Genomic DNA, 23,773 nt, shown 5'->3' with positions numbered 1-23,773 from the left:
TGTCTCAATCTAATCCAGTTACTAAAAAATGAAGAAACGTGTGCGTTTGCCCTAGCGTTTATGATGAACACTACAGCTTTGACCGTAACGTCGGGACGTTTATCATCAGCATCGCGGCATTTGTCACCAACGTTGCTCCACTCATTAGAAACGTTTGCATGTTTATGAGAAACGTTAAAGCAGTACTGATTGATCGACCGTGAAATTGATCAAGGTTGCGCGTTTAATTAGATACAGCGGTTTGCAACTCGATGAAGTGACTCAAAGGTCTTTTCGAGGCACACTCGTTCAAAGATATACTGCCACTCAGGAAAGTTGCCTGAACCCGCTTTGACATCCACTTCAATGCCTCGAAAAAAATACTATGCAAGAACCCACCTGTTTGCTTCTCTGATAGTGGCTGGGGTGGTGACTGTTCTACTTCCCTCCTGGCTGCATCTGCCGTCTCGCGTGCTGTGTGTTTGGGACGCAGGGATGCTCAGCTTTTTGGGATTGAGTTGGTGGGTCATGCTGCGGGCAACGCCAGAAACGATGCGGCTCAATGCAAAACGTCAGGATGAAGGGCGTTTGGTGATTTTGAGCCTGGTGACAGCGGCGGCATGTGTCAGCATTTTTGCGATCGGGTTTCTGCTCAAAGATGCCAAAAGCGGATCGAGTGCGATCGTGCTGCTCCACATTGTGCTGTCGGTTGTCACCATTCTTGGCTCCTGGCTGCTAGTACACACCATTTTTGCGCTGCACTATGCTCATGGCTACTACCAGGACGATCGTAAATCGCTGGAAGCGGACAAGGCAGAAGGGCTGGATTTTCCCGATGACATTGAGCCAGATTACTGGGATTTTCTCTACTTTTCGTTTGTCATTGGTATGACCAGTCAGGTGTCTGACGTGCAGATTGAATCACGCTCTATGCGACGGCTGGCGCTGATGCATGGAGTTTTATCGTTCTTCTTCAACACGACGATCGTGGCGATGACTATCAACATTATTGCGGGTCTAGTTCAAGGATGATCGGTGAGCAGCGGTCAGCCGTCAGCGGTTAGCCTTTTATTGAAGAGTGAAGAACTGATAGCTGATAGCTCACTCAAGAGTAGAGCCGTCGAAGAGGTAAAATCGGTGATATGAAACTATTATTGCTACACCGCCATCGTCTAAAGCAGCCATTCCTCTCCCTCGTACTGTTGCTCTTAAGCAGTATTTCTGGCTGTGGGGTGCTTCGTAGCGAGCTTGGCACGGCTCCGACTCCGCAGGAATCACCGACTGCCCTGCAACCCAGCCCTTCAACGTCGCCTCTCGCACCGCCACCCAAGCTAACGAGCCTGGATTACGTGGCTCAGATTGTGCAGCGTGTAGGGCCAGCCGTGGTGCGGATTGACTCTACTCGGACAGTCGCGCAATCCTTTGGAGATTCTGGCTTTGAGCGCTTTTTTGGAGGGCAAGTGCCCCGATCGCAACGGGTACAGCGCGGTACCGGTTCAGGCTTTATCACGACAGCGGATGGACGAGTGTTGACCAATGCCCATGTGGTGCAGGGTGCCGATAGTGTAACCGTAGTGCTGAAAGATGGGCGACGGTTTAAAGGCACGGTGGTAGGAGCCGACTCAACGACCGATGTGGCAGTGGTCAAAATCAACGCCCAAAATTTGCCTACCGTGAAATTGGGCAATTCAGATAACCTGTTGCCAGGGCAAGCCGCGATCGCCATTGGGAATCCTCTAGGGCTGAGCTTCACCGTGACGCAGGGCATTATCAGCGCTACGGGGCGATCAGCAGCGGATGTGGGTGTTCCAGCCGAGCGAGTAGACTTTATCCAGACCGATGCGGCGATCAATCCCGGTAACTCTGGAGGCCCATTAATCGATGCTGAGGGGGAAGTGATCGGCATCAACTCTGCCATTATTCAAGGTGCGGCTGGGCTGGGGTTTGCCATTCCGATCGCCACAGCCTCGAGGGTCGCTGAACAGATCGTCACCACCGGGAAGGCACAGCATCCTTATCTGGGCGTTCAGATGGCAGAGCTAACGCCTGAGATTCGGAACGAAATTAATCAAAGCGATGCTGGCTTTACGGTGAATCAGGATCAGGGCGTTCTCATTGTGGGTGTACAGCCCAATTCTCCAGCCGCGCGTGGGGGGTTGCGTCAGGGCGATGTGGTTGTCAGCATCAATGGCACCGCGATTCAAACGGCCCAGCAAGTGCAGCAACAGGTCGAGGCAGGGGCGATCGGCAGCCCACTGCAAATTGTCGTCAACCGCAACGGGCAAAAGCAAACTCTCACCGTAAAACCAGAACCCTTGCCTGCAAGAGAACTGAATCAGGACAACTAGTGGGCAGGTGGGGGATGAGGTGCAGGAGAGAGGAGGAAGCGGAGGAAGCAGGAGGAGAGTTTTGAGTTTTAAGTTTTGAGTTTTGAGTTTTGAGTTGATGTTTGACCGCTGCCTCCTCTGCCTCCCCTTGCCTCCTCCTGCCTTCTGCCTCCCCTGCCCCCTCTACGCCCCATCCCCCAATCCCCCGCCTCTACCCCTTCCCCCATGCAGTCTGAAGTTTTACCCGGTCGCAGTTTTCCTTTGGGTGCAACGGTTTACCCGGATGGCGTTAACTTTTCGATCTTTTCCAAGAACGGCAAAGCCATTGAGTTGCTCTTATTCGATCAGGCGAGTGATCCTAAACCTTCACGGGTGATTACGCTCCATCCCAAGCAGAACAAAACGTTCTATTACTGGCATGTGTTTGTTGCAGGGATTGGTGCCGGGCAGATTTATGCTTACCGGGTGAATGGCCCGTTTGCGCCTGAGCAGGGGCATCGGTTTGATGCTGACAAAGTTTTGCTTGACCCATATGCTAAAGCGGTGGTGGGCTGGGAGCATTACAGTCGCGAAGCGGCGATGCATCCAGGCGATAACTGTGCTCAGGCGTTGCGAGGAGTGGTGGTTGATTCCAGCGCGTATGACTGGGAAGGGGATGCACCGCTCAATATTCCCCATGCTGACAGCGTGATTTATGAGATGCATGTGGGCGGCTTTACTCGCAACCCTAATGCAGGCGTTGCGCCACACAAACGAGGCACCTATGCTGGGCTGATTGAGAAAATTCCTTACCTCAAGCAGTTGGGTGTGACGGCGGTAGAGTTGCTGCCTGTTCATCAGTTTGACGAACAGGATGTGCAGCCAGGACTAACGAACTATTGGGGCTACAGCACGATCGCGTTTTTTGCACCGCATACAGGCTATAGCTCTCGGCGTGACCCGATGGGGCCTGTAGACGAGTTTCGTGACATGGTGAAAGCGCTCCACCGGGCTGGCATTGAGGTCATTCTGGATGTGGTGTTTAACCATACGGCAGAAGGTAATGAGATTGGCCCCACCTTATCGTTCAAAGGGCTGGAAAATTCGGCGTACTACATTCTGGAGCCAGACCAGGAGCATTACAGCAACTACAGCGGTTGTGGCAATACGCTAAAGGCCAACCACGATATTGTGGGGCGCATGATCCTGGAAAGCTTGCTTTATTGGGTTGCCGATATGCATGTGGATGGGTTTCGGTTTGATCTGGCCTCTGTGCTGTCGCGCAGTCGATCGGGTCAGCCACTCGAAGATCCCCCGATTCTCTGGACGATCGAGTCACACCCCATTCTGGCGGGTACCAAGATTATTGCCGAAGCCTGGGATGCTGCGGGGTTGTATCAGGTTGGCTCGTTTATTGGCGATCGCTTTGCCGAATGGAATGGACCCTTCCGCGATGATGTCCGCCGCTTTGTGAAAGGCGATACCAACACGGTAGCAACGCTGGCAAACCGACTGCTTGGCAGCCCTGATATCTATCCTCATCCCGATCGAGAACCTAGCCGTAGCATCAATTTTGTGACCTGCCACGACGGCTTTACCTTGAATGACCTGGTTTCATACAACGAAAAGCATAACGAAATGAACCGGGAAGACAGCCGTGATGGTTCCAACGATAACCATAGCTGGAACTGTGGGGTCGAAGGTGAGACTGCTGATCCCCCAATAGCCGCCCTGCGGCTACAGCAGATTAAAAACTGCCTGACCATTCTCTTTTTTGCCCAGGGAACCCCTATGCTGCTGATGGGCGACGAGGTGCGGCGATCGCAGCGGGGCAATAACAACGCCTACTGTCAAGATAATGAACTGAGCTGGTTTGATTGGAGCGGCGTTAACCAGGAAAGTGCGCTGCTGCGCTTTGTGCAGACGCTCATTCACTTCACCCAATCGCTCGAAATTTTTCGACAAGAACGGCTGCTAGAAGTCACCTTTGGTAGCCAGAAACCGCACATTGTCTGGCATGGCACCGAGCTAGGTCAACCAGACTGGGGTGAACATTCTCATTGCCTTGCGTTTACGTTGCGCCACCCCGAAGCAACGGAACATTTTCACGTGATGCTCAACGCCTATTGGGAAACCCTGACGTTTGAATTGCCCCCACTCGGTAAGGGCGAACGGTGGTACCGCATCATCGACACAGCACTACCATCCCCCAGAGATATTGCGGAGCCGGATGCTGCACCACAAGTCAGGCGCAAAAAATATCCCGTCGAGGCGCGATCGTCTGTGGTATTGATGGCACGCATAGGCTAAAGACACCGATGAAAGTTTTGAGTTTTGAGTTTTGAGTTGCGACAAGCCAGAGAGTTTTGAGTGATCGAACCTATACGAGTTTTGAGTTTTGAATTAAGCTGATGGCTGGCGGCTGACCGCTGACCGCTAGAGTTTTGAGTGGTCGAACCTGCATAGCATCGCTGGCTTGAGTGCATCATTTGTAGCTCAATGAAAGATGTAGCTCAATGAAAGAGAAATGGTGTAACACGGCTTCCTGTTCGCATTCTTGAAGGAATCGATCGCCTGCAAATCCTTCTTGATCACCCTGCATTGCTTTGCGATCGTGATCCATTCCTTCTTGATTGACCTGCATTCCTTCTCGATCGCGATTCATTGCTTCCCGATCACAATCCATTGCTTTGCGATCGCTCTGCATTGCTTTGTGATCGCCTGTAAGAAGGAATGCATTGCCATGCAGTGCTGTTAGAGAGCTTTACATTGCGGCGGCTCTGTCACCATGACTGTTTAATTGGTATGAGAACCCAGTTAACGGAGGCGTGACGGCAATGACTGACCATCAACTCATTTTGGTGACAGGCCCTGCGCGATCGGGCAAAAGCGAATGGGCAGAAACCCTCGCAAATTGCTCTGGTAAGACAGTCATCTACGTAGCAACGGCTCAAACTGATCTCACCGACCATGAGTGGCAAACACGCATTGAGCAGCATCGTCAGCGCCGCCCATCCACGTGGCAGACGCTGGCTATCCCGATCGCTTTGGCCGAAGCGATTCAATCTGCACCACCCAACAGTTGTCTGTTAATCGATTCCCTGGGCACCTGGCTTGCTAACCTTTTAGAGCAAGACGAAGCCACCTGGAGCAAAACTGTACGCGAGTTGCTAAGCAGTTTGCATCATGCCACCAGTGATGTCATTGTGGTCGCTGAAGAAACAGGTTGGGGTATTGTGCCTGCCTACCCCATCGGACGAGTCTTTCGCGATCGGCTTGGCACACTCGCTCGCCACATTGGTGCGATCGCCCATCCGGTCTATCTTGTCACCGGGGGGCACGTCCTGAACCTGAGTACCCTGGGAACACCGCTAAAAACAGATTAAGGGGCAAGGGGACAGCGTAGAAGTTTTGAGTCAAAGAGCGATTAGCGATCTGTGGCCTGCAATCTCCTAACAACCAACAACTTCTCCAGCCTTCTGCCCCTTGCCCTAAGAACTTAAGCTTAGCTACAGATTTGCCTTGCTTGTAGACTGGCTTGCAGGGACTAGCATAGGGCTACTAGAAAGTTTTGCGTTCAAGTTCAACCTTTGGCTGGAAGCCTGTTAGCTACAGAAGCGCCATAAAGAGAGTAAAGACCACTCAACTATTGCAGAGCATTTTTGCTCTTTGTTTCAACGCTATGGCATCTGAACAGCACGTTAGACAATACCTTGCCTACTGGTTTCAGCTAGGAAAGCGCCTTGCGATTCGAGGTGGGGAGGAGTTTTTGCAGCCTCGCCCGGTAATTCAAGGCGATCGCTACAGTCAGTCCTTTGAGTCATGCTGGCAGCAGATTCGTTCTGGTGAAGCAGGCGATTGTTATTTAGAAGGAACTGACCAGACGATCGCCGAACTGCTAAGCCCAGCTTGGGAAGTGAATCCATGCAGTCGTTGTGAAATGCCCGTACCCGTAAAGGTGCAAGGCGTTGCCACGCTAGAGTGCCCTTGTATTGATCTGCCTGGGTGGCCGAACACGGAGTTGCCTCAACCTCGTCAACCCATCAGTAGTCAGGTGGTCATTGGGCAGGTGCGCGATCGGCTCCGTCGCGCCAATGGTTAATGATCCCTGTCGATCGAACAGCTAACGCGAGGGCCATAACGAGTTAAAGTCGGGCGATCAAACTAGTGCCCTTCCCCTTCTACCCTCTACTTTTTGCCTATCATGCCTCATTCTTTCCCCTTGAGGGGTGTCACCCATTAAAGGAAAGCGATCGTTCTTAGCCAGAATCGAAATCGCATCCCCCCTCACTGGCAGGAAAACACTTGACTAAGATTGTCCCCGTCCAATTAGACAACGGCACCGTCCTCTACGTTGAAGCGCAAGACGAAACGGAAGCACCGTCGATCGCTCCTCCCTCCCCGCTTGACGAAACAGTAGAACAACGGCGTGGCGGTGCAAAAGGCATTGGCGATCCGAGGTTGCCGTTTCGCCCCACGCCAACCCAATCCATGCAAATGGTACAAAGCACGATTCGCACCTACACCACCTATTGTTTAGATGCGTTCAAAAACTGTGCGGCTGCCAACGTCGATGAAGTGACGCTAGAGTTTGGTATCAATCTCAGTGCCGATGCGGGTATTCCTTACATCGCCAGCGGCAAGGCACAAAGCAATCTCAAAATTACCGTCAAGTGCTCGTATAACAAGCCTAGTACCGAAGACAGCAGTGCCACCGGGACAGAACCAGCCGTTGTCAGCAATGGGCAACCGATTGCCAGCAACGGACAAGCGGTTGCAGGTGAGGGACAGTGGGGGATTGGCGATCGGATGTAGCTCCCCCCGCTTCCCCTCTAAACCACAAAGCTCGTCTCCTCCCCCTGCGCAGCTTGCCAACTGCGAGCATCGAAGTATAAGTCTTCTAGCGAAATGCTGTAGAGGGCTTCTTTCAGCTTTTGGTGGAGCCGATTCCACACGGTGAACGTAACCCAATCTTCTGCCTGTGACCCATCAGGCGCATGACGAGGAAGCGGGTCAACGCTTTCGCCAACGGCTTCCAAAATTTGTCCCAATGAAATGCTGGCAGGCGATCGCGCTAGCTGATAGCCGCCCTGAACGCCGCGAACAGACTGCACCAAACCTGCACGGCGCATTTCAATGAGGAGTTTTTCGAGGTAGGGGGCGGGCAGATCTTGACGCTGCGCGATCGCCTTGACAGAAGCTGGCCCGTAGCCTGGTTGCAAGGTTAGATCAAGCATTGCTTTAACGCTGTAATGTCCACGGGTCGTTAGTTTCATTGCACAAAAGCAGAAAGGATAAGCGTGCCAGGAATGGTATGAGTATCGCACCTGGACTGACTACGCCCATGCCCAACCCTGATGCAGAGAATCGGCACCAAAACTTTTAACTCACTCTACTCCCCGCGCCCACTACTCACGCTACACCCCAAACCCTTACCGTTCGATCTTCGCTACCACTGATGATCAATTGTTTATCGGCACTAACAGCAACGGCAGTTACCAGACTGGTGTGTCCTTGTAAGGTGCAGAGTTCACGCCCTGACTTGAGGTTCCAAATTTTGATTGCGTTCTGGCTGCTACTAATGAGGTGTCGATCGTCGGTCAACGTGACGGAGGCGATCGTTCGTAACGCTCCTTTTTCGGGGTGGATCTGCTTCCCTGTTCTTAAATGCCATGCTTTAACGATGTGATCGCGCCCACGCATGGCAAAGGTTTCGCCATCGTCACTGACCGTAATGGCATAGATGAACGAGTGTGCCTTGAGCGTGAAAATGGCTTCTTGTGCCCACCAGTCCCAAACGATAATGGTTTTGTCGCGGCTACCGCTGACTAGCGATCGGCCATCAGGACTAATCGCCACGGCTGTCACTCCTGCCCAATGCCCCGCCAGCGTTGCCAGACATTCAAATAGCACGTAAGGATCATAGGCGGCTAAGGCTCGTTCTGCGGCTGCCTCGGTGCGTGTCTGCAACCTTAGATAAGCCGCCTTTTGCACTTCTATTGCTTTGTCCTGCAAGGCCTGCGTCAGCAACTCTAGTTCTAGCGCACCATACTGACGAGCTTCCACCAGGGCTGCAAGACGTTGAGCCGCGATCGGGCTGTTGAAGCGCTGTCTTACGCCCTCCGAGCCGCCCAACACCATCGACCCAAACGGTGCAGGGGCAGAACCACCAAGGACGACATCGTATTCTCCGGGATGCATGGGTTGATTCTAGTAGTTAGTCAGAGGAAGAATAAGAGATTTCTAGTCGATGACGTACCTTGATTGTTAAAGGACGAGGATGTGAGTGAACGACAACAAGTCGGATTGCATCGAGACTTATGGCACAACAACAGTATTGATGCTCCAGCCATGTTAGTTGGAGAAGAAATTAAGGTGGCGATCAAGGTATTATAGCGGTCGCCACAAGCATTAGGACATTCTGAACAGCACTGATAACTCCTCTTCCTCGCTGATTTCTACTGGTCTCTCAGCATGGCAGACAACACGTTCGTCAAAACACTAATATCTTGCTCCGTTAAGTGGCGACCAAAATGTTGAGCAATACTTTGAGCATACACCGCCCACATTTTCTGCTGCATCTCTAATCCCGCAGGCGCTAGGACGGCGAACGCACCTCGGCGATCGTCTTTACAGGCTTCTCGGTAGATCAGCCCTGCTTTTTCCAGACGATCGACCAGTCGGGTTACATCGGTGCGGTTTACGAGCAGCGTTTCTGCCAACTCGCTCAAACGCAGTCGTTGCTCAGGAGCTTGCTTTAGAGCAATCAGCACGTCATACCACTCAAAAGGTGGCAGTTCAGCCTGCCTAAAATCTTGCTCTACCTGCTCAACCAGGTGAGTATGCACTGTCAGAAAGAGCTTCCATAGAGTGTTGCGAGCCGTTCCAAGCTGAGCCATTTCACCGATCTAATTAATTTCTACTGTAATTATTGCATCTGCAACTAAACAGTGGTATACCTTGAGTAGTTACAAATGTAATTATTTCAATCGCGACCATCTGCTCCAGCTCACTCACCTGTAACTAAAATCTGGGCTAACGGTGCGAAACCCGTTTCAACGGGTTGAAAGATGTGTGCAGTTCTCTACCCTTCGGGAAGGCAACGCCTACAGAGGACTGCATGGTGTAAGCCAGCATTTTCAGCAGGGCAGGGCCAGCGATCGCTGAAAGCTTTGTCAGGCAACCAGGCTTTGTACAGTTGATAAACCGGGATCGGGCTGAGGGCTAGGAGCGGTATCTTTCCGTTCCCTTTTCTTCAATGACTCTCTCATGCTCCTTCTGGAGGTGTTTCAATGGCTAACACTCCGCCTCGATCGTCTTCCTCCCAGACTCTTGGGCTTGTGGCTATTCTCCTGACAGTTCTGTGCTGGGCGTTTGCGGCAAATGTTGCCTTTGATTTGTTTACGACTGGCATCAATCCACTAGAGTTAGCAGGAGCCAGTGCCATGATTACAACGTTTGGGTTGGCAATCGTGCATTGTTTCTGGAGTTGTGGACAAGCTCAGCCAATGAACCTGAAACAATTTGTTTTGGGGGGCATTCTCGTGCTTCTGGTGGCAGCCGACTATGTTGCCATTCAACAGTTACCTGTTGCGATCGCGATCGTGCTTCTTTTTACCTCACCAATTCTGGTGGTTTTGTGGACAGCACTCGCCGCTCACCGGATTCCCTCTCGCTCAGTGCTAATGGCCCTGGCACTGTCGATTTTGGGGGTCGTTCTAGTCTCGAAACTGCTGGAAAGCAGACTGGAGCAAGTCAACTGGTTTGGGATTGGAATTGGTCTGATCACAGCAGGATGCTTTGCTGCCTACGTTATTCTGAGTGAGCAATTGGTAGAGACAGGGGAACCTGTTGGCATCTTGCTAAAAACCTATGCGGTTGCCAGCCTATTTTGGTTGGCTTACCAGTTGACACAAGGATTGCCGCTTAATTTGCTTTCTCCTAACCACTTCTCAAAAGTGTTAGTGGTTGGAATCGTTGGAAATCTACTGCCGTATCTAATGTTTTTGTGGAGCATTCAACGCGTGAATGCTGAACGAGCCGCGATCGTGGCAACTTTAGAACCCCTGGTTGCTGCCATTTTGGCGTGGCTCTGGTTTGGACAAACCTTGACGTTACTGCAAATCATTGGGGGCGTTCTCATCATGAGTGCCGTTACGGTTCTGCAACTCAAAGAGGCTGAGTCTGTTCAGGTTCAACGCCCGTAACCAGAGCAAATGCTGACCCTGCTGCAACACCTAAACCCAATTGTAAGGAGTTCAATCATGTTCAATTCAGAGTTAGAACTGGTGAGCCATCATCTGTGTCCTTATGTACAACGGGCTGTGATTACGCTGTTGGAAAAGGACATTCCTCACCAACGCACGTATATTGATTTGTCGAATAAGCCCGATTGGTTTCGCCAAGTCTCTCCACTGGGCAAAGTGCCTCTGCTGAAAGTAGACCATGAGGTGTTGTTTGAATCGGCTGTTATTTGTGAATATTTGGACGAAATTACGCCAGGTTCACTTCATCCAGCAGATTCATTAATGAAAGCCAAGCATCGCGCATGGATTGAGTTTGGCTCCAGCATTCTTAATACGATCGCAGGGTTTTACAACGCTACCACCGCAGATGCTTTTGAGCAAAAACGTCTTGACTTGGTTGATAAATTTACCTGGATCGAGCATCACTGGCAGGGAGAGCTATATTTTGCAGGAGATGAATTTTCACTTGTTGATGCAGTTTATGGACCTATTTTTCGTTACTTTGATGTGCTTGACACCATTGCTGATTTCCAAGTTTTTGCCATCACTCCCCATGTACGGAACTGGCGGCAAGCGCTGCGATCGCGTCCTTCTATTCAGCAGGCAGTCAGTGAAGATTACCCGCAACAGCTACGAACGTTTTTCACCCAACGGAATTCCTACTTATCTAGACTATTGTTTCTCAACATAGCTTAATTTCCAGAGATACTTGCAATCTATACTTTTGACCCTGATTAATCTTAATACAGCCCAAAATAGTGCTCAGGAGAAGCCATCATGCACCCATCTTTAGAGATTAGCAACAATGATGTTTTGAAGCCCATTCAGACATTTGTTGATGCGGTCTTATCTGGAAATTCAGAGTTGATGAGAGAGGCGTTTCATAGCGAAGCTGCATTAAAGTTTGTAGAAGCCGGAAGTTATGCAGAAACTGGAATCAACGACTACATTGAGTTCATGAAAAAGCAAGGCCCGCTGCCTCTAGCAATTGAAAATTTGACCGTTGATCAATTTGAAACGGGTGCTGCGGTCAAGGTGGAGTTTGTCCTACCAGAAGTCAAATTTATCGATTTCTTCCAGTTACTGAAACTTGACAGTGGATGGAAGATTGTCAACAAAATCTATGTGAAGCAGGAGCAAGTTCAGTTTGTGCAGCCTGCTATTACCTAAGGGAAATATCTCATGACTCACATTCTACAAATAGATTCCAGTCCTCGTCTGGAACGATCGCACTCGCGAGCACTTGCAAGTGCTTTTTTGGAACAATGGAAACCTTATCATCCGGGTGCAATCATTACCCACCGCGACCTGGTACGCGACCCGGTGCCCTATTTAGATGCTACCTGGATTACAGCAAAGTTTACAGCGGCTGCTGCGATCGCCCTTTCTGACGAGTTAGTTGATGAATTCCTGGCAGCCGATTGCTATGTGTTATCGGCCCCCATGTATAACTTTGGCATTCCGGCTGTTCTCAAATCTTACATCGATTATATTGTGCGTCCCAAACGTACTTTTGCCGTAACCGAGAATGGTTTCAAAGGACTAATAACGCATAAAAAAATGATCCTTGTTCAAGCAAGAGGCAGTGATTTTCGTTATGGTTCAGCTTATGCTTCCATGAACTTCCAAGAACCTTACCTAAAAACTGTTTTTGGTTTTATCGGCATCACTGATATTGAGGTCATCAACGCCAATCGACTGAATACTGAACTGCGCGACCAGGAGCTTGCTGCTGCCAGGACAACCATTCAAGCCCTTGCTGCTACTTGGTAAGCGCTGGTTGCCAGTTCTCTCCTTGGTTCTCTATTCATTTAGCCTTTTCCTGCTAGGTACGACTCATCAATGGCGTTTGGCTCTCACCATTCCGTTTCTGTTGAACTCCAGGCCGAACGAGATCAAATTCACGCTCAATTTTTCCACGGCTGGAGTACGGCTGAAGGTTCCTCTGGTGGCAAGCGGAACTTGGACGCTGTCACCTGTGCGCAAATTCAAGAAGTTAGAGAACGTCATCTCTATGGCCGACTGGAACGTAATAAAGCTAAGAAGTGATTATCAATACCATCACGACTTACGCACTTGCCCCCTAAATACCCCAAATCTGGAGGACTTCCAATCCAATCCCCCCCAAATTTGGGGGTTCAGGGGGGCGAAACTTAGTGAACTGAGTAAGTCGTGACCATATGATTTACGCTTGCCCTGACTGTAAGCTGCCCGTTGAAGTATGGGATGAAAAGCTGTAAACGGGTTTCCAGTTTAGGTACAAATGCCAAGTTGAAATCTCTGCCTGATTTACCAGATATAAAGCAGGGAAAACAAAATAACCCAGATACCATCGACAAAGTGCCAGAACAAAGTGGTCGCACTAACCCCAAAGTGACCGCTGTTGTAGTTACCTCGGATAAACGATCGTCCCAGTATAATCACTTGCAAAATGACACCGCTCAGAACGTGCAACCCATGAAAGCCTGTCAATATGTAGAATGTTGCACCTATCAATCCGGTTCGCAAGCCAAAATCAAGCTGACTCCATTCAATTCCTTGACCGATCAAAAAATAAGAACCCATCAAGATCGTCATCAACCATAGCCAGCGAAATTTAACCAGATGATGGCGACTGAGCGATCGCTCTGCCAGTTGAATCACAACACTGCTAGAGAGCAGAATGATCGTATTGAGGATGACAAATGTAGATCGTTCTGGCCCCGTTATTCCAGGGGGTAACCATTCAGAAGCTGTTAGTCGCAGAACAATGTAGGTAAAGAAAAAACTGAGAAAAATAATGCTTTCGGATAACAGAAAAACCACCACCCCAAACATTCCTTTGCCATGATGGTCTTCGTGGCTCCCGCCTCCACTGGGCAGAAAACGCCGCAACCAGGGGGGAAACTTTTGCCGTAACCGTTCCAGGTCGATCGGGCTTTCATCAACGTGAATCGGTTTGGGCTGCGGTGAGCTACTCATTAGAAACGTCTTCTCCTGATTGTGTTGCAGAAGCTTCACCGTAGGCTTTGGGATTGCCATAGTTATAGGGTGGAAAGATCACCTGAGGAATCTCAATAAAATTTTCTCTGGGAGGTGGCGAGGAGGTTGTCCACTCTAATCCGGTAGCTTGCCAGGGGTTATCAACGGCTCTACTGCCCGCCAGTACAGAACCGACCATATTAGCGATAAACGGTAGAGTTGAAACGCCTAATAAAAAGGCTCCTAAACTGGCGATGACATTCCACCCCTGGTATTCGGGCGGATAAGAGGCAACCCGCCGTACCATGCCCTGTAAACCCAGTGGGTGCATTGGGAAAAACGTCAGATTTGCTCCAATAAACGTTAGCCAGAAATGTAGTTTGCCCCAGCCTTCGGCATACATTCGTCCAGTGATTTTAGGGAACCAGAAATAGATGGCGGCAAAGATTGCCATTGTGATGGTATTGAACACAATGTAGTGAAAGTGCCCCACTACAAAGTAGGTGTTATTGACATGTAAATCAAAGGAGTTAGCCGCCAGCATTACCCCTGTAATGCCACCCAAAATAAACATGGCGGCTCCTGCCATTGCAAATAGCATGGGCGTATCTAGATGCAATTTACCCCGCCAAATCGTGGCAGTCCACCCTAAAGCTTTAACTCCGGTCGGCACAGCTACCAGCATTGACGTAATCGCAAAGGTGATTCGCATCCAATCAGGAGTCGCGCTGGCAAACATATGATGAACCCAGACAAAGATACTGACAGCCGCAATGCCTAAAGAGGCGATCGCTAATGAACGGTAGCCAAACAAAGGATTGCGGGCAAAGGCAGGCAACACTTCAGCAAAAATGCCAAAGGCAGGCAGTGCCATAATGTAAACCGCAGGATGGGAGTAGAACCAGAACAAATGCTGGTAGAGAACGGGATCGCCTTGTTGAGTCGGGTTGAAGATATTTGTACCGAAAGCAAGGTCAAATGTCAGCAGGATTAATGCGCCTGTTAGGGAGGGTAGGTTGATCAGTTGCAGCAGTTGAGCACTGAGAACCGACCAGACAAAGATAGGTAGCCGAAAAAAGGTCATTCCCGGTGCACGGAGCCAGACGATCGTCGTCACAAAGTTCACGGCACCCATGATGGAAGAAATGCCAAGCAAAATCAGACTGATAATCCAAACGAGTTGACCAGAGGGGTTTTGTAGGCTCACAGGTGGATACGACCACCACCCCGCCTGCGCTGGACCATTGGGCAGTAAAAAGCTGGCAATTAGCAAAATGCCAGCGGGGGGAATCAGCCAGAACGAAATGGCATTCAGCAGCGGAAACGCCATATCTCTCGCCCCAATCATTAAGGGCACCAGATAGTTTGACAACCCTGCATTGAAAGGAATGATCCATAAAAAAATCATCACCGTTCCATGCAGCGTAAAGAGAGCGTTGTAGAGAGGACGATCGACCAGGTTTAACTCAGGGGTGATCAGTTCTGCCCGCACGAGCATCGCCATCAATCCACCGATCAGAAAAAAGATAAAGGTAGTGAGGATGTATTGCACCCCAATCACTTTGTGGTCAGTGCTGAAGCGAAAATAGTCCCGCCAATGGCGATCGATGGGTTGATTTAATTCAATCCCACCTGAATCATCAGGCGAGATCGCAGGATTCGTCATGAATCACCCTCCTGAACTTCAGTAGATTTTGCAACGGCTTCAACCGCTTTGGAACTCCATCTCGCTTTAAAGAGTGTCTTGGGTGGATGCAGTTGTTCCGCAATCACTGAATTAATCTCATCAATGGGCTGTTGAGCGATCGCAACAAGCCACTGATTGTAAGCTTCTCTCGACTCCACATAAACATCTGCTTCCATGAGTGCAAAGTAGGTGCCGCTATACTGTGAGTCTTGCAAGCGATATTTACCGATACGATTAGGCGTCACCACCAAATCAATATCACGTTTAGGAATCATGTCTTGCTTGAGGCGAAAAGCAGGCACATAAAAGCCATGAATCACCGCTTCTGCCTGTAAATCTAGTCGAGTACGTTCATTCACAGGCAAATGTAGTTCATGACTAACGGCTTGATTGGGGTAGCGAAATGTCCACTTCCATTGCGTCGCTATCACCTGAATTCGCTCGTCAGCGGGTTTGGGGGTATCTGAAGCAGCATTCGGAGACTCTACTGAGGCAGCGTGGGCTGGGGCTTCTAGGGGAAGCTGAACGATTTGTTTAAGTCCCAAAATATTGAGTTGGCTGTAAATATTAGTATTTTGAAAAGCGATCCACAAGACGAGCAGCGTTGGAGCGGCTGTCCAGAGAATTTCTAGTTTGACGCTGCCTCTAGAGGGATGTCCTTCACTGTAGTCATCCGGTTTTGCTCGAAAAAACAGGGCAGAGTAGAGCATCATTCCCACCAGCCCCAGGAAAATAAACATACCGACTGACACCAAAAAGCTAAATAAGGTGTCTACCCGCTGTGCTTCTGCGGTTGCTTGGGGTGGCATCCAGGTATAAGCTTGTTGCCCCATCCAATGACTGATGAGCATTGCTCCAGCAATCAAAATAGTCAGTAAAAAGTATTCGAGGAACTTTAACATTGCATCCCAAGCGTGCACTGTCTCATCGTGTAATCACGTCAAGATTCGGATAGATATTACAATAAACCCACAGAGGCTCCATCTAGCCAACGAAGGAGTATTAGATGCTCCAAAGAAACTGAATAGCCTCTTAATGTATTTCCTAATCTACTGAGGCATGTTGATGCATCTAAAACTGCTGGCAGATCAAGGCCCTGTGCACCTTATTTGCCTGAGAAACGCTTTCAATGCTGTGAAGAACTTCATAACCGAAGTCATGCTATCTTCGACCTGTGTGGTGGAGTTGGCTTTGGTTTGATACTCACGCCTGCCAGCCAAGATGCTGTAGCTCAAGCAAGCAACAGCGCTCGCATCCTTGAAACAGCACACTGACGTAGATGAACCTGTTCGTCATCGCTAAGGGAACTGGTGACCAATAAAATCCCAGGTTGAAGGGGGTGAATGAGTGCATGTGTGGATGAGCATTGGGATGTTATTTCCCAGCGAGGCCCTACCCGATGTCAATCACGATACGTTGAAAGAGCTTCACAACTGAGTGTCGTTACCGGATAAAAGCAAAAGACACTATCACACATAAGCTGAGAACCAATGCAGTGATCAAAGCGTGTTCAACCCGACGACTAAAGAACCCAACGATCGCGGCGATACATGCAACCATTAGCAACAGTCCAACGTAAATAGCAAATTGCCCACCATGATCGATAGTGGGATCATTTTGAAGACCAGAAGGAGACCGTAACGCGGTTGGATCAGGTAAAGGAGCATCCGCGAGTAGAGCGCTAAAGTTGATCATTTCAATGTGACCTTAATAACGTTGATATCACTTGTTGAACAGTCCGTACTCTTGTCCAGACGGCAGTTCATGAGTTGAATTTCCTCCTTGTCTTAACTGATGCACTGCCGTATTGTGAATCCCAAACTCATCGCCCAATTGTGCCCCTAAGGTTCCATGCAAATAGAGTGCTCCTAGTAAAACAACACCTACCAGCAAGTAACTCCACTGCACTTCTCTAAGACGATCTTTTCGCCAGCGATAGCGCTGTGCTCCTCGCCATAAAGCCATTCCAGCGATCGTTGCTAACAATGCAATGCCTCCCAATCCATGCAGCAACATGGTTGACTTGGCATCCAGGCCCCAACCGCTGACTCGATCGGTGGGTGGAGTGGCTAACATCAGTTCAAAGAATCCGACTGCAACAGTAAAAAAGGTGATAATCGCTGCCCCTAACAAGTTGTACCAACCCACTTCATAAAACCCTGCACGAATGGCAGGAAGCGCTAAAAATTTGAAGATGGGTCTTCCCAACGGAAACAGCGTTCCAGCAATGTCAAAGATTACTGCAATGATGAGCAGTCCTAATGTTAGGTGAACAAGTTGAGGATGAATGGGGATAGGGTAGGGCAGTCCATTTGCTCCCAGCTTTAATCCAGGTAGATTCAAGAGTAAGAGTATCATTTCAAAAGCCCCTGTCGAGTTGCCTCTACTACAGGTTCTACATGCAGCCCATACACCCAAACAAGTTGACTACCCAGCATCATTTGAAAAAAGATTAGACAACTTAGAAGCGTTGTAAATCCTAAATAGAGCGGAGAAACTCTTAAAGGACTTTGATGGCGCATGGCAAAACGCCAAGCCGTAATAATGACTAAAAAAGCCGCTAAAGACCATCCCATGACCGTATGTAAACTAAGCGTTGATTGGGCCTCTGCTTGAGGTTCTGCTAAACCTGCTTCAAATTGACCAAAAATAACTGCAAGAAAAATAGAAATGGCAGCAACGATTAAGTTCCAAAAACTAACTTCAAACAAACGAGGTTTATGAGCAAAGTAACCTAACACATCGCACACAAACGAACAAAACACCATTGCAATCACAAAGTGAACAATGATGGGGTGAATCGGATCAGGGTAAGGAAGCCCCTGCTGATTAAGCGATAAATGAAACATTACTTTTTAAATTAATCTTTAGTTGATGGGTTTCGTGTTTCTTGTTTATGGGAAATCGCTATCTACATTCATTCCACAGAATAGCGAAGTATTCATTCAATAGAATAGTGAAGTCGGCATAAAAGGTATCTATCTCTTTAGAGATGTTTAGAAATACGGAGAAGTCAAAAGAGTTCAAGCAAGCCGACGCAGCATGAGGTGAATCATCGCAAGGTGAATGAGTGCCTCTGAGGCAGTAGGCAGTCGCTTATAATCGACGTTGAACCGACGACACCAGTGCAGCCAACCGTGAGTCCGCTCCACCATCCACCACTTAAGCAGCAGCAGGAAGCTTTTTGCGCCATCAGGATGCAGCACGACCTCGATAATTCGATCGTTCGGTCTGGCTGCCTTTCTTTACCGTCTAGTCTAAACTCTAGACGGGATCAACGCTTTGACTCTCATGACAATACTCCTGATAGAACCCAATCGTTTTAAGCAAAGGGAACACACGCTGTAGGCAGAAAAACCGAAGAAGGCATGGGTAATGGGGACGGGGGATGGGTTAGAAGTCGCAAAGACGAGTGAGCATCGCTACATTGAAAGCTCCCTTCAGTTCTGCCTTTTACCTTTTGCCCTTTACCTTTTGCCTTCTTCCCCTCATACTTCGATAATCAACGTAGAAGTATCCTCAACTCCAACGATCGTGACCGTCTGACCGGGCAGCAGTTGAATGATTTGGATTTGCCCCATCGAGACAAGTAGCTTAAACCGCCAGGATGTACCACCATACGCTACTCTCAAAGTCCCGGTATCGGATGCTTCTAATTTGGCGGCAACTTGTTGCGGTAAATGGCGAAGCGGCTTTGGTTTAAAGAAATCACTCATGACGATGGTTCTCCATAGGATAGGGGTCAACACAAGACAGCAAAAAGCAGACAACAAAAAAGCCAGCACGTGATGTTCACGTTGCTGACTATGGACTTCGAGCCTCTTAGAGTCAGATGCAATGGGTATTAGATGGCATGATGCATCAGCGCGATTTTGCGTTACCAGCGTCAGGGGTTCTAGCCTGTGCGATCGCTGGAACGGTCTCAAGCCAAAGGACATCCTGACAGGGGTTAAGTGGACGATCGCCAGCGCAGCACCTGCAAGTCAATCTGTTGGTAAAGCTGCTGGATATGCTGCAACTCTGCTTCAGCCAACAATTGACGCTGACAAACGTGGCCGCCAATTTCCACAATGGTTTGAAAATTGCCTCTCCGACTGCTGGTGATAAACTCACCGTGCTGGGTGATAGACAACATCTCGATCAAACGAAACGCTGTGTGAGAGAAAACAGAAGGAAGTGCAATCAATGTAGTCTGGCTCACACGCTGACCACTCGATCGACCTTCCAGTAAAAATGTATCTCCCGGTAAGGTCGGTGAAGGGTGGCTGTGAAGCCCAACAAACATCTGAATGGCATCTGCACCTGTCCAAAACTTGGCGATCGATGGGGGCATAGCGACGTTCCTCAATAAAGTGTTTCGATAAACCCATTGGGGCAATTGGCTAAAGCAGCAGCACCAATGACCTGATCTGAATCAGAAACGCTACAGTCTCACTCTCACACAACGGTAGGCTAGCTATAATATAAAGATAGAAGCCTGGAAGTTAAAGGTAAAAGAATGATAGCAGACTTACTTGAGCTAGCGCTTTAGTAATATTTTCTATCTTTGATGTAAAACTTATCTCACAAAACCTAGAGGCAAGCCTGTAGCTTATGCTACATTTTGTCGCTATTGAGCCAAAAGGCTGTGATTTCAGTTATTTATTACCTCACTCATGTGAGGTAGGCATGTTTTTTAGTGCGTCAGACGGTTACATTGCCTAGTTTTGTAAGCATCCATGCAGAATCGGCCTATCATGCGCTTTATAAAGATGGGTGATTGAATCCTCTATGTATCGGTAGTGTAAAGAGTGTCCTGACAACCTTGAGGGGGCGATAAAGCCTTGCTGCCTGTTCTCGGTCGGCTCTACCGTTCGTGCTATAACGATTTCACTCACATATCGATACTTTTTATCTAGCGCGTGTGTTCAAGGAGTGTTTGGTTTCATGTCTAACATCCCTGATAGCTTCGTCACCGAAATGGCAACTAGGAATGGGGTCACCCGCACAGAGCTAGAAGCGCTCTTGCTCGCGTTGGACGATCGCCCCGGTGCCGAGATTGCAAAAGCACTGGAAATTAGTGAAGCAGCGGTGCGTAAGCGGCTGGGTGAAAGCTACAAAAAGTTTCACATTGACGCGGGCGGCAACAAAAAGCTCACGCACCTGAAACAAAAACTCCTCCTTGAATATCAGTTACGCCAACCCAATCAAATTCAACGCACTCAAGATTGGGGCGAAGCCGTTGATGTGATTGATTTTTGCGGACGTGAAACCCAACTCGCAGAGCTAGAAGATTGGATTGTTGGAAGCACGCTAGGGCGCGATCGCGCGGGCCGCTGTCGGTTGGTTGCAGTCTTGGGGATTGGCGGTATTGGTAAAACAACTCTGGCGGCTCGGATTGCCAGACAGGTACAGGATCAATTTGAGTACGTCATCTGGCGATCGCTGCGCAACACACCGTCCCTTAACGACATCCTGGCAGAACTGCTCAAGTTTCTACCTGGCTCCGAAGCTGAATTACCGGATGATGAAAACAGCCGTCTGCTGCGCTTACTTCAGATCTTGCGAGACCATCGGTGTCTGATTATTCTCGACAATGTGGAATCGATTCTGCGGAGTGGTGAAGGCAAAGACTACGATCGCGCAGGCGAGTACAAAGAAGGGTACGACCTGTACGGGTATCTCTTCAAAAAGCTGGGTGAAACGTCACACAAAAGCTGCTTGCTGTTAACCAGTCGTGAAAAGCCTAAAGATGCCGCTGCGTTAGAAGGTAAAAATCTGCCGGTCAAAGTGCTACAACTTGCTGGACTCACGCCTGCTGAAGCACAGCTCATTCTAAAAGATAAAGGCTTAGAAGGCACTGAAGCAGAACTCGCTGAATTGGTTAAGCGCTACTCTGGTAATCCGCTAGCGCTCAAAATTGTAGCGACCACTATTCATAACTTATTCAATAATACGATCGCGGCCTTTCTCACTCAAATCAAGCAAGAAACAGCCGTTTATGGCGATATTCGTGCTCTCTTAGATCAGCAATTTGCACGCCTTTCTAACTTAGAAAAACGAGTAATGGTTTGGTTGGCGATTAACCGTGATCCCGTTTCGATGGCAGATTTACGAGACGATATCCCCATTCCCGAATCGTCGATGCGGTTGCTAGAAGCCGTGGAATCTCTCTCGCGTCGATCGCTCATTGTTGGCGCACCCGAATCAGGCAAGCTCAGTCAACTGCCTGCCATTATGGAATACACCACTGAGTACTTAGTGGAATATGTAACGGCTGAAATTAATCAATTGTTAGAGCAACCAGAGGAAGCTATTTTTAGCTGGAGAAAACTGCGGTTCTTAAATAGTTACTCGTTAGTGAAAGCCGAAGCCTTAGACCACATTCGCAAAGCCCAACAAAAAGAAATTCTAGAGCCGATCAAGACTAAGCTACTTGATTTGTATGAGGCAGATCTTGAAGCACGCATTCGTCGCAGTTTCGATCGTCTACGTGGGCAACCGTTTACCAAAAAGGGATACGCGATCGGCAATCTCATTAATTTACTCTGCCAGATGCAAAGCAATGTGACTCAGGCAGACTTGAGTGGACGCGATTTTTCAGCGCTCACGATCTGGCGTGCCTATTTAAAGAACGTCAAGCTTCAGGACACCAGCTTCACCCATGCCGATCTGGGCGGTTCAGTGTTTGCTGAGATCCTGGGACTAGCCAGCCTGGTTTCCGTGCAGTACAGCCCCGATGGCAACCTCTTTGCCACCGGAGGGGGTGAGGGTGAAATTCGGCTCTGGCAGGCGGCTGACAATAAGCAAACCCATCGCTCTAAAGGTCACACAGCCTGGGTTTGGGCACTTGCCTTTAGCCCAGACAGTCAGTTACTGGTCAGCGGCAGCGAAGACCACACCATCAAAATTTGGGACGTGCAGATGGGCAAATGCCTTCACACGCTCGACCAGCACTCAGGTAAGGTCTACAGCGTTGCCTTCAGTCCCGATGGCAAGACGATCGCCAGCGGTAGCGAAGACCAGACCATCAAACTCTGGGACGCCAGCAGTGGACAATGCTTGACAACGCTCAAAGAGCATCATGATTCGGTCTGGTCGGTTTCGTTTAACCCGATCGAGCCAAAGCATTTGGTGAGCGGTAGTGCAGATGGCACCATCAAACTATGGGATAGTCAGGGCAAATGCCTGAAAACGTTGATGGGGCATTCCAGCCAGGTTTATTCGGTTCGCTTTAGCCCTGACGGACAACGGCTTGCCAGCAGCAGCGAAGACCAGATGGTCAAACTTTGGCATGTGCAGACTGGCAAGTGCCTGGAAACGTTGAAAGGACACAGCAAAAAAGTACATGCCGTTCGCTTTAGCCCCGATGGCAGAACCCTTGCCAGTAGCGGCGAAGATCGCATCATTAAGCTCTGGAATAGTCAAACAGGCGAATGCCTGAAAAATCTGACGGGACACATTAGCCAGGTCTGGTCAATTTCCTTTAGCCCCGATGGACGCACACTCCTGAGCAGCAGTGATGATCAGGCGGTTCGGCTTTGGGATGCGACCAGTGGCAAAGCGCTCAACGTCTTGCAAGGATACGCGTTAGGCGTTTACTCGGTTGCCTTTAGCGCCGATGGGCAAATCGTTGCCAGCGGTGGTGATGACAATATCGTGCGGCTCTGGAATCTGCATCACGAACAGCATGACATCCTGCAAGACCCCAAAAGTAAAGGACGGCTACGATCGGTGACGTTCAGCCCGCAAGAGCCGCTACTAGCAACCGGAGGCAGCGATTACACCATTCGACTGTGGGATCTACGCGATCGCCAAAACCCGCACTGCCAGCTGTTAGAAGGGCATACTCACTGGGTCTGGACGGTGACGTTTAGCCCCGATGGCAAAACTCTTGCTAGCAGCAGCGAAGATCGCACTGTTCGGCTATGGGATGTCACTAGCAGGCAATGCATCAACGTGCTTGAAGGGCACACTCACTGGATTGGAACGGTAGCGTTTAGCCCTGACGGACAGACGATCGCCAGTGGTGATGCGGATGGCAAGGTGAAACTGTGGGATGTGCCGACGGGGCAGTGCCTGCAAACGCTGTCAGATCACGAAGACCTCGTGTGGTCGATCGCCTTTAACCCTGACGGCAAAACCCTCGCCAGCGGCAGCAAAGATCAGAGCGTCAAACTGTGGGACGTTGCAACGGGTAAATGCCTTCAAACGCTTAAAGACCATACCCAGCAGGTGTTTACGATCGCCTTTAGCCCCGACGGAAAAACCCTCGCCAGCGGCAGCGGCGATGCAACGGTGAAACTCTGGGATGTCAGCAGTGGCACCTGCCAAGACACCCTTCGGCGTGGACATACAGCGGCTATCCGTGCCGTAGCCTTCAACCAGGACGGTAAATTGCTGGTGAGTGGCAGCGAAGATGGCTCCGTACAGCTTTGGGATGTGCACAAATGTAGCCGTCTGCGGCAGCTCAAGTTCGATCGCCTCTACGAAGGCATGGACATTACAGGCGCAACCGGACTCACCGAAGCTCAAAAGTCCTCACTCAAGGCACTCGGTGCGGTTGAACTGGAGAAGTGAGCGGGGGCGATCGTCGTTAAATGGCTCTAAGATAG

24 protein-coding genes are annotated in these 23,773 nt (G+C 49.6%); 12 read left to right on the top strand and 12 right to left on the bottom strand.

Annotated elements, in window-relative coordinates; genetic code table 11:
• The first annotated feature begins 345 nt into the window (after positions 1 to 345).
• From AC5JLP_RS29665 to glgX, 3 genes are all read left to right on the top strand, one after another.
• Positions 346 to 1,011 (top strand): DUF1345 domain-containing protein, encoded by a 666-nt coding sequence (locus AC5JLP_RS29665; RefSeq protein WP_496071458.1) that lies wholly within the window; start codon positions 346 to 348, stop codon positions 1,009 to 1,011.
• A 110-nt stretch (positions 1,012 to 1,121) separates the two neighbouring features.
• The gene (locus AC5JLP_RS29660; RefSeq protein WP_496071457.1) at positions 1,122 to 2,327 is read left to right on the top strand and encodes an HhoA/HhoB/HtrA family serine endopeptidase; all 1,206 of its coding nucleotides are present in this window, start codon (positions 1,122 to 1,124) and stop codon (positions 2,325 to 2,327) included.
• A 204-nt stretch (positions 2,328 to 2,531) separates the two neighbouring features.
• A complete protein-coding gene (glgX, locus tag AC5JLP_RS29655) occupies positions 2,532 to 4,595 on the top strand; it encodes a glycogen debranching protein GlgX (protein ID WP_496071456.1) in 2,064 nt (687 codons plus the stop codon).
• Between the two features lie 175 nt (positions 4,596 to 4,770).
• Here glgX and AC5JLP_RS29650 read toward each other — a convergent pair whose 3' ends face one another.
• On the bottom strand, positions 4,771 to 4,992 hold the full coding sequence (locus AC5JLP_RS29650; protein ID WP_496071455.1) for a hypothetical protein: 222 nt from the start codon (positions 4,990 to 4,992) through the stop codon (positions 4,771 to 4,773).
• Between the two features lie 130 nt (positions 4,993 to 5,122).
• On the opposite strand from AC5JLP_RS29650, the gene cobU reads away from it, so the two are divergent.
• The 3 genes from cobU to AC5JLP_RS29635 all read left to right on the top strand — a co-directional run bounded on the left by cobU (position 5,123) and on the right by AC5JLP_RS29635 (position 7,100).
• The gene (gene cobU, locus AC5JLP_RS29645) at positions 5,123 to 5,671 is read left to right on the top strand and encodes a bifunctional adenosylcobinamide kinase/adenosylcobinamide-phosphate guanylyltransferase (protein WP_496071454.1); all 549 of its coding nucleotides are present in this window, start codon (positions 5,123 to 5,125) and stop codon (positions 5,669 to 5,671) included.
• Positions 5,672 to 5,967: 296 nt separating this feature from the next.
• Positions 5,968 to 6,387, top strand: a complete 420-nt coding sequence (locus tag AC5JLP_RS29640) for a hypothetical protein (RefSeq protein WP_496071453.1) — start codon at positions 5,968 to 5,970, stop codon at positions 6,385 to 6,387.
• A 203-nt stretch (positions 6,388 to 6,590) separates the two neighbouring features.
• On the top strand, positions 6,591 to 7,100 hold the full coding sequence (locus AC5JLP_RS29635) for a CU044_2847 family protein (protein ID WP_496071452.1): 510 nt from the start codon (positions 6,591 to 6,593) through the stop codon (positions 7,098 to 7,100).
• 17 nt (positions 7,101 to 7,117) lie between these two features.
• Here AC5JLP_RS29635 and AC5JLP_RS29630 read toward each other — a convergent pair whose 3' ends face one another.
• The 3 genes from AC5JLP_RS29630 to AC5JLP_RS29620 all read right to left on the bottom strand — a co-directional run bounded on the left by AC5JLP_RS29630 (position 7,118) and on the right by AC5JLP_RS29620 (position 9,184).
• Positions 7,118 to 7,561, bottom strand: a complete 444-nt coding sequence (locus AC5JLP_RS29630; RefSeq protein WP_496071451.1) for an Rrf2 family transcriptional regulator — start codon at positions 7,559 to 7,561, stop codon at positions 7,118 to 7,120.
• A 136-nt stretch (positions 7,562 to 7,697) separates the two neighbouring features.
• Positions 7,698 to 8,486 carry a WD40 repeat domain-containing protein gene (locus tag AC5JLP_RS29625; protein ID WP_496071450.1) on the bottom strand — a complete coding sequence of 263 codons (789 nt, stop codon included), beginning with the start codon at positions 8,484 to 8,486 and terminating at the stop codon, positions 7,698 to 7,700.
• Between the two features lie 257 nt (positions 8,487 to 8,743).
• Positions 8,744 to 9,184, bottom strand: a complete 441-nt coding sequence (locus tag AC5JLP_RS29620; RefSeq protein ID WP_496071449.1) for a MarR family winged helix-turn-helix transcriptional regulator — start codon at positions 9,182 to 9,184, stop codon at positions 8,744 to 8,746.
• Positions 9,185 to 9,577: 393 nt separating this feature from the next.
• Here AC5JLP_RS29620 and AC5JLP_RS29615 point away from each other — a divergent pair, with 393 nt between their 5' ends.
• The 5 genes from AC5JLP_RS29615 to AC5JLP_RS29595 all read left to right on the top strand — a co-directional run bounded on the left by AC5JLP_RS29615 (position 9,578) and on the right by AC5JLP_RS29595 (position 12,580).
• Positions 9,578 to 10,492: an EamA family transporter gene (locus AC5JLP_RS29615; protein ID WP_496071448.1), complete on the top strand. Its 915-nt coding sequence runs from the start codon at positions 9,578 to 9,580 to the stop codon at positions 10,490 to 10,492.
• Between the two features lie 57 nt (positions 10,493 to 10,549).
• Positions 10,550 to 11,227 (top strand): glutathione S-transferase family protein, encoded by a 678-nt coding sequence (locus tag AC5JLP_RS29610; RefSeq protein WP_496071447.1) that lies wholly within the window; start codon positions 10,550 to 10,552, stop codon positions 11,225 to 11,227.
• Positions 11,228 to 11,308: 81 nt separating this feature from the next.
• Complete coding sequence (locus AC5JLP_RS29605) at positions 11,309 to 11,701, top strand: nuclear transport factor 2 family protein (protein WP_496071446.1); 393 nt, start codon at positions 11,309 to 11,311, stop codon at positions 11,699 to 11,701.
• Between the two features lie 12 nt (positions 11,702 to 11,713).
• A complete protein-coding gene (locus tag AC5JLP_RS29600; RefSeq protein ID WP_496071445.1) occupies positions 11,714 to 12,304 on the top strand; it encodes an FMN-dependent NADH-azoreductase in 591 nt (196 codons plus the stop codon).
• 69 nt (positions 12,305 to 12,373) lie between these two features.
• Entirely contained in the window at positions 12,374 to 12,580 is a 207-nt protein-coding gene (locus AC5JLP_RS29595; RefSeq protein WP_496071444.1) for a hypothetical protein, read from the top strand.
• A gap of 240 nt (positions 12,581 to 12,820) precedes the next feature.
• Here AC5JLP_RS29595 and AC5JLP_RS29590 read toward each other — a convergent pair whose 3' ends face one another.
• From AC5JLP_RS29590 to AC5JLP_RS29555, 8 genes are all read right to left on the bottom strand, one after another.
• The gene (locus AC5JLP_RS29590) at positions 12,821 to 13,492 is read right to left on the bottom strand and encodes a cytochrome c oxidase subunit 3 (protein WP_496071443.1); all 672 of its coding nucleotides are present in this window, start codon (positions 13,490 to 13,492) and stop codon (positions 12,821 to 12,823) included.
• The gene (locus AC5JLP_RS29585; protein WP_496071442.1) at positions 13,485 to 15,158 is read right to left on the bottom strand and encodes a cytochrome c oxidase subunit I; all 1,674 of its coding nucleotides are present in this window, start codon (positions 15,156 to 15,158) and stop codon (positions 13,485 to 13,487) included. The genes AC5JLP_RS29590 and AC5JLP_RS29585 overlap by 8 nt, the downstream gene beginning before the upstream one ends.
• Positions 15,155 to 16,081, bottom strand: a complete 927-nt coding sequence (locus AC5JLP_RS29580; RefSeq protein ID WP_496071441.1) for a cytochrome c oxidase subunit II — start codon at positions 16,079 to 16,081, stop codon at positions 15,155 to 15,157. The genes AC5JLP_RS29585 and AC5JLP_RS29580 overlap by 4 nt, the downstream gene beginning before the upstream one ends.
• An 820-nt stretch (positions 16,082 to 16,901) precedes the next feature.
• Positions 16,902 to 17,537 carry a DUF2231 domain-containing protein gene (locus AC5JLP_RS29575; protein ID WP_496071440.1) on the bottom strand — a complete coding sequence of 212 codons (636 nt, stop codon included), beginning with the start codon at positions 17,535 to 17,537 and terminating at the stop codon, positions 16,902 to 16,904.
• Positions 17,534 to 18,028 (bottom strand): DUF2231 domain-containing protein, encoded by a 495-nt coding sequence (locus AC5JLP_RS29570; RefSeq protein ID WP_496071439.1) that lies wholly within the window; start codon positions 18,026 to 18,028, stop codon positions 17,534 to 17,536. Before AC5JLP_RS29570 ends, AC5JLP_RS29575 begins: the two co-directional genes overlap by 4 nt.
• 174 nt (positions 18,029 to 18,202) lie before the next feature.
• Entirely contained in the window at positions 18,203 to 18,385 is a 183-nt protein-coding gene (locus AC5JLP_RS29565) for a transposase (protein ID WP_496071438.1), read from the bottom strand.
• Between the two features lie 282 nt (positions 18,386 to 18,667).
• A complete protein-coding gene (locus tag AC5JLP_RS29560; protein ID WP_496071437.1) occupies positions 18,668 to 18,895 on the bottom strand; it encodes a hypothetical protein in 228 nt (75 codons plus the stop codon).
• Positions 18,896 to 19,128: 233 nt separating this feature from the next.
• Positions 19,129 to 19,512: a hypothetical protein gene (locus AC5JLP_RS29555; protein ID WP_496071436.1), complete on the bottom strand. Its 384-nt coding sequence runs from the start codon at positions 19,510 to 19,512 to the stop codon at positions 19,129 to 19,131.
• Between the two features lie 593 nt (positions 19,513 to 20,105).
• Between AC5JLP_RS29555 and AC5JLP_RS29550 the strand changes: the two genes are divergently transcribed.
• Positions 20,106 to 23,738: a WD40 domain-containing protein gene (locus tag AC5JLP_RS29550; protein ID WP_496071435.1), complete on the top strand. Its 3,633-nt coding sequence runs from the start codon at positions 20,106 to 20,108 to the stop codon at positions 23,736 to 23,738.
• Positions 23,739 to 23,773: the final 35 nt, after the last annotated feature.

The sequence above is a fragment of the Stenomitos rutilans genome, assembly GCF_059505485.1.
This window is presented reverse-complemented; position numbering and strand designations above follow the sequence as displayed.